This is a genomic window from Acinetobacter sp. GN11 (genome assembly GCF_054823985.1).
Genome location: NZ_JRVL01000224.1, coordinates 1 through 5,734, shown reverse-complemented (window position 1 = coordinate 5,734; position 5,734 = coordinate 1). Strand labels below are relative to the sequence as shown.

Here is a 5,734-nt window from a genome sequence, read left to right as displayed (position 1 = left end):
TTTATATTTTAAATTTACTTTAACTAAATGCTTTATCAGTTAGAAAAAGTTTGAAGCACTTTACCCGTCAAGGTTTGACCCAACAGTGGGGTATTTTTGCCTTGCGATAAAATTGTATCTTTGCTTACTGTCCAGCTTAAAGCAGGATCTACCAACACCCATCCGGCTTCACCTTCCCAACGCGAAGTCATATTCGCAACTTGTGCTGGCACACTAGTAACTTTAGCAACCCATTCTAGAGGTTCGAATAAACCTTCATTAATGAGTTGAACTCCTAAAGATACATAGGTATCAAAAGCGGTAATACCCGGCTGAGTCTCAGCAAATGGCGCCATTTTTGCCGAACTACTTAAAGGCTCATGGTGCGTACAAATTGCATCAATTACGCCTTCTTTTAATCCTTGACGTAAAAGTTCTTTATCTTGCTCAGAACGCAATGGTGGGCGAACATGTGCAAGTGAATTGAAACCGTCAGTTAAATGTTCAGTTAAATGCAACTGATGCATTGCAACATCGGCAGTCACAGGTAGGCCTTTTGCTTTTGCTGCACGGATTAATTCAACCGATGCACCACAAGACAACAAACCAAAGTGAGCTTTTACGCCAGTTGCTTCAATCATAAGCAAATATTTTGCAATCGCTACAGTTTCAGCAAGCGCCGGAATCATTGGCAGACCTTGGCGAGAAGCAATAAAGCCTTCGTGTGTACATCCATCTTTAGCAATTTGTGGTTCTTCGGCATAGAACACAACCGTTAAGCCAAGACCCGCTGCATATTCCAAAGTACGAATAACCACATCATCATTTTCGAAAGCAGCATTGGCATTTGAAACTGCAGTACAACCACCCTTTTTCAGGCCAGCCATATTTGCAGGTTGTTTACCATTTAGACCTTGGGTTTGAGCACCAATAATATGCATATGAATGCCACCATCATGCCATGCCTTTTCAATCAAGCCATGAATAAGCGCACCGTTGTCTTGTACAATCGGCTTTGAATCTGGTGGGGTAATCACATGCAAAATGCCATTAGCACGTGCTGCCTTACCTTCAGATTTAAGTGTACCGTGTTGCTGTTGACCCGGTTCACGCAAACGCGCGCACAAATCAACCATGGTTGGCATTAACCATTTGCCCTGACCATCAATCGTTTGTTCAACTTGCTCTGCTGGAGCAACCAACTTGCCATTTTGAATATATACAGTTTGTACGTTGTCTGTTTTTTGGATTGGGTCTAACACACGTACATTTTCAATTTTTACAATACTCATGTGATCCATTCCTTATAACGTAATCGCTTCAATTAAACCTTGTTCTTGGAGTTGGCCTTGCATTGACAGTGCCAACACAGCCATACGAACTGCAATACCGTTGGTTACTTGTTTCAAAATAACCGACTGATCTCCATCTGCAACACTTGAGTCAATTTCTACGCCACGATTCATTGGTCCCGGATGCATCACGATACAATCTGGTTTAGCTAAACCAAGACGCTCTTTGTTTAAGCCATACATTCGATAAAATTCAGACTGTGAAGATAATGCTGGAGAGTCAATACGCTCATTTTGAATACGTAGAGCAATAATTACATCACAATCTGTCACGCCTTCGTCCATATTATTGAACAAGCGAACATGCTCGCCATATTCTGAAAAGCCTACTGGCAATAATGTATTCGGTGCAATTACGCGGATATCTTTACATCCAAGGGTTTGTAATGCTGCTACATCCGAACGCGCTACGCGAGAGTGTTTGATGTCTCCAATAATGGCAACACTCAACTCTTCAAACGGTTTCTTTGTTTCACGGCGAATGGTAAGCATATCAAGCATCGCTTGCGTTGGATGGGCATGACGTCCATCTCCTGCATTAATAATCGCGACCTTTGGACACACATCTTTAGCAATGAAATGTGCAGCACCTGAAGATGAATGGCGTACAACAAAAATATCCGCAGCCATTGCTTCAAGGTTCCAAAGCGTATCTCGTAGCGTTTCACCTTTTGATGTACTTGAACGTGCAATATCAATATTCAGTACATTGGCAGACAAGCGTTTTGCTGCTGCTTCAAAAGTAGTACGGGTACGGGTGGAGTTTTCAAAGAAAAGATTCATAACCGTCAATCCCTCTAAGAGCGGACGGTTAATTAAATTATTATTATCATCTAAAAAGCTTTGTGCGGTATCTAAAATCTTAGTGAGGTTTTCTTTTGAAAGTCCCTCAATCGTTAAAAAATGTTTTAAATTTCCGTCTTGATTGAGCTGAACCTGGCTCGGTTGATGCAACGCTGCAATATGCATAATGGATTCCTATGGGTCGAATCGCGAAAACGTGCATAGTGTAGCTGAATTCCGCTCTTTTCGCAGAAGAACTTTACAGAATAAGACCCTAAATTGACCAAAAATTTAGAGTCTTATTCGAGATTACCTTAATGCACCAATATAATGGTGTGGAACTTGTGCCCGATAAATGTCTTCGGCGGTAATTTCTGGCTCTTCATCGACCTTCACAACAGCAAGCGTTTCTTTTTGAGAAGGCTCTGGCAGAGTGTCAACTAACGATCTTAATCTCTCAACGCATCGTTTTAATTCGTCATCCTCTGTTTCTAATGCCACCGTAATTACATATTTAGCATAATCTTTATTTTGAATAACGTACATTGCATCTATTACCCGCCCTGTCACCCGACGCATACGCACATATATTTGTGTGGCCACCGAGAAAGCATCTGCATTAGCAATAAAACCATTCCCCAACATGTCTTTCATTTATAACGTCCCCATCCATTAAAATTATAAAAATGGTTAAAAACTGACTTTGTCTATTAAATAAATAACCATCAATAATCTTGATCTAGCAAAATACATACCAATTTCAAGGTATTACTCTTTAAAAATCAGTTTTTTGGTTGCAAAATGATAGGTTGCAATAATTTAAAAACCTTTAGACATCAAAATACGTTAAACTTTGCATCGTTAATATTTATATGTTTTGGTCAATCGAGTTTATGAATACCTCTTTACGTTTAAACCACTATTGGATTACTTGTGCTGATGGTTTAGAACCCCTCTTACAAGAAGAAATAGAACAACTTGGCACCAAAGTGACAGAACGTAAAGCAGGACGTTTAATCATTGAAGGGACGCTTGAACAAGCTTACCGCATTTGTATGTGGTCGCGTCTCGCTTCTCGTGTTTTACTTCCTATTCATACTTATGAACTTGATTTTACGCATGATGCACGTGATGTCGCTGAAGAACTCTACGAAGGTGCAATGAGCTTTGACTGGTCACTTGTTTTTGCACCACAAAGTACTTTCGCAATCCGCTTGCATGCTGAACGTGAAATCATGGTCAATTCGCAATTTGCCACACTACGTGTAAAAGATGGCGTTGTTGATTCCTTTATGGAAGCTGTAGGTCGCCGTCCTAGCATTGACACCAAACAACCAGAAATTACAATCTATGCTTTGGCAGGTAAAACTGAACATACTTACTGTCTAGATTTATCAGGTGATTCGCTCCATAAACGTGGTTACCGCCGTTACATGACGGATGCACCGATTAAAGAAAACCTTGCTGCGGCAATTTTACAAAAAGCTCAGCTCAAACAGCGTAATCCAGAGATTGTGCTTGACCCAATGTGTGGCTCAGGCACATTCATCATTGAAGCATTAATGATTTTAACTGACCGCGCACCAGGACTTGTTCGCCGTTTTGGATTTAATGGCTGGCATGGTCATGACCGCGACCTTTGGCTTTCACTTAAAGCAGAAGCAGCTGAACGTCACGAAAAAGCGCTTGAATTACCTTTACCTAAATTTTATGCCTACGATGCAGACTGGGAAGCGATTAAAGCAACCCGTGAAAATATTATTGCAGCAGGCTTTGAAAATGTATTAGGTCAGATTCAAATCGAAGAGCGTACTTTAGCTGACTGGCCAGATTTTGCTGCTGAAGGCAAAACTGCATTTATTGTGACCAACCCGCCTTATGGTGAACGTTTAGGGGAAAAAGCTTCAAACCGTTCTCTGTATCTAGGCTTATCAGCGCTTTTACAAAAACATTTCCCAAATCAATATGCAGCAGTTATTGCAGCTCAAATTGAACAATCTGATGTTTTAGCATTTGAAGCACCTGAAACGTTACGTTTAATGAATGGTAAATTACCAATTTATATTCGTTTTGGTGTAATCAAACCTGAAAAAGTAACTCAACCATTTTTAGCAACTTGGCAAGCTCAACCTATTGAAATGGAAGAAGCTCAAGACTTCGCCAATCGTTTGCAAAAAAATATGACTGCCTTGAAGAAATGGGCAACAAAAGAAAATGTTTATTGCTTACGTTTGTATGATGCAGATTTACCTGACTTTAATGTTGCTGTTGACTTATATGGTGACCGTTTACACGTTCAGGAATATGCACCACCAAAAACAATCGATCCAGAAAAAGCTAAAAAACGCTTTAATTTAGCGCTTGCTGCAATTCGTGCTGTTACTGGCTTAAACCGTGATGCCATCTTTATTAAGACACGTGCACGTCAAACTGGTACAACTCAATATACGAAGCAAAGTACGGCTTCAAAACGTTTTATTGTTCAAGAAGGTAAAGCTAAAATTTTAGTTAACCTGACCGATTACCTTGACACAGGTTTATTCCTTGACCATCGTCAAATGCGTTTACGTATTGCTCAAGAAGCACGCGGTAAGCACTTCTTGAACTTATATAGTTATACGTCTACTGCAAGCTTACATGCTGCGCTTGGTGGTGCTGCTAGTACAACAAGTGTGGATTTATCTAACACTTACTTGAACTGGTCAAAAGAAAACTTCGTTTTAAATGGCTTAACTGTAGATCATGCAGATGAACAGCATATGTTCTTTGCTAGTGACTGTTTTGAGTGGTTGAAAGAAGGCCATGAACAATACGACCTTATTTTTATTGACCCGCCAACATTCTCAAACTCTAAAAAGTTCTATGGTACATTCGATGTACAACGTGACCATATCTCACTCATTAAACGTGCAATGAACCGTTTGCATAGTGAAGGTACGCTCTACTTCTCGAATAACTATCGCGGTTTTGAAATGGACGAAGAAATTGAAGCTATTTTTCAGGTTGAAGAAATCACGTCTGAAACCATTGGCCTTGATTTTAAACGTAATCAGAAAATCCACCGTGCATGGAAAATTCAGCACCCTGCTCTAGATCAATATTAATAAGACTAGAGGTTATTATTACTTCACGGTAATAATAACCTCACCATGAACATTTTTTGATTCAAAATCATAACGTGTAAATCGATCTGCACGCTCAGGCTGTGCAATCATTTCTAACTTCTTCTTTTCTTTACTATCAATAACATGATTTTGTTTTTGTTCTTGATAAGGAGAAAGTACGCCAGTTCTAAGCGCATCCCATCGAACTTGCTGTAAATAGTTATCACCTAACGCCTGCCGTACTTGTTGTTGTTCTATCACAGGCTTTTTGGCATCGTCCTGAGCTTTCGCAATAATCACGGGTAAAGACGCGGTTATCGCTCCTGTTTGAGTGGCAAGCGCACTTTCCGACATTGGTTGCGCTGCCCACGTGTTTGATAATAATACAGATACACCGCTCAAAATTCCCAGCATATACCCTTGTTTATTGTCCATTTCCTTCATCCTAAAATTGTTATTGTTTGTTATATCGAACAAAATTAACAATTTTTTAAGCATGTCGCAATGTTATAAACA

At 39.9% G+C, this 5,734-nt stretch carries 5 protein-coding genes; 1 reads left to right on the top strand and 4 read right to left on the bottom strand.

The genetic code is table 11. The features are described from left to right. Positions 1–35 precede the first annotated feature (35 nt). The 3 genes from NL42_RS16715 to NL42_RS16705 form a co-directional block, all read right to left on the bottom strand. Complete coding sequence (locus NL42_RS16715) at positions 36–1,271, bottom strand: dihydroorotase (protein ID WP_461313599.1); 1,236 nt, start codon at positions 1,269–1,271, stop codon at positions 36–38. A 12-nt stretch (positions 1,272–1,283) separates the two neighbouring features. Next, positions 1,284–2,300, bottom strand: coding sequence for an aspartate carbamoyltransferase catalytic subunit (locus tag NL42_RS16710; protein WP_461313598.1), 1,017 nt, complete (start codon positions 2,298–2,300; stop codon positions 1,284–1,286). Between the two features lie 123 nt (positions 2,301–2,423). Then, a complete protein-coding gene (locus NL42_RS16705) occupies positions 2,424–2,768 on the bottom strand; it encodes a hypothetical protein (protein WP_252609318.1) in 345 nt (114 codons plus the stop codon). Positions 2,769–3,007: 239 nt separating this feature from the next. Between NL42_RS16705 and rlmKL the strand changes: the two genes are divergently transcribed. Next, positions 3,008–5,218: a bifunctional 23S rRNA (guanine(2069)-N(7))-methyltransferase RlmK/23S rRNA (guanine(2445)-N(2))-methyltransferase RlmL gene (rlmKL, locus tag NL42_RS16700; RefSeq protein WP_461313597.1), complete on the top strand. Its 2,211-nt coding sequence runs from the start codon at positions 3,008–3,010 to the stop codon at positions 5,216–5,218. 18 nt (positions 5,219–5,236) lie between these two features. Here the strand turns inward: rlmKL and NL42_RS16695 are convergent, their stop codons facing one another. Continuing rightward, a complete protein-coding gene (locus tag NL42_RS16695) occupies positions 5,237–5,653 on the bottom strand; it encodes a hypothetical protein (RefSeq protein WP_461313596.1) in 417 nt (138 codons plus the stop codon). Between the last annotated feature and the right edge of the window lie 81 nt (positions 5,654–5,734).